Origin of the sequence: Vibrio sp. SG41-7, assembly GCF_014164465.1 — a bacterium.
In the GTDB taxonomy this organism is placed as follows: Bacteria; Pseudomonadota; Gammaproteobacteria; order Enterobacterales; family Vibrionaceae; genus Vibrio; species Vibrio splendidus.
Window position 1 is genome coordinate 1 of record NZ_JACJFF010000343.1, and the last position, 524, is coordinate 524.

The window sequence follows — 524 nt, forward strand, 5'->3', positions numbered from 1 at the left end:
CCTTTCACGGCGGTAACAGGGGTTCGACTCCCCTACGGGATACCATTGGGTCGTTAGCTCAGTTGGTAGAGCAGTTGACTTTTAATCAATTGGTCGCAGGTTCGAATCCTGCACGACCCACCATTTCCTCCCAAGGAAATAAAAATATGGGGCTATAGCTCAGCTGGGAGAGCGCCTGCCTTGCACGCAGGAGGTCTGCGGTTCGATCCCGCATAGCTCCACCATTCTTTCTCCATGAAGGAATTAAAACTATCATGGGCGATTAGCTCAGTTGGGAGAGCACCTGCCTTACAAGCAGGGGGTCACTGGTTCGAGCCCGGTATCGCCCACCATCTTTAAGCATTCTCGTAAGAGAGTATTTAAAAATGGTTTTGAAAGTTTAAAACTTGAAAAACTCTTGCTCTTTAACAATTTGGAAAGCTGACTGATTTGATTACTTACGAGTAATTCAAATCAAATTTAAAAGTTCTCAATGTTTATCTTTCATTAGATAAACACAACAAACACATTCAAGTGTCTTGTAT

Annotated in this window: 3 tRNA genes; all 3 read left to right on the forward strand. The window is 43.7% G+C overall.

From position 1 onward, the window contains the following. Positions 1–47: 47 nt before the first annotated feature. The 3 genes from H5300_RS27015 to H5300_RS27025 all read left to right on the forward strand — a co-directional run bounded on the left by H5300_RS27015 (position 48) and on the right by H5300_RS27025 (position 332). Positions 48–123, forward strand: a tRNA-Lys gene (locus H5300_RS27015). Positions 124–148: 25 nt separating this feature from the next. Next, positions 149–224 (forward strand) — tRNA-Ala (locus H5300_RS27020). A gap of 32 nt (positions 225–256) precedes the next feature. Next, positions 257–332 (forward strand) — tRNA-Val (locus H5300_RS27025). The last annotated feature ends 192 nt before the right edge of the window (positions 333–524 follow it).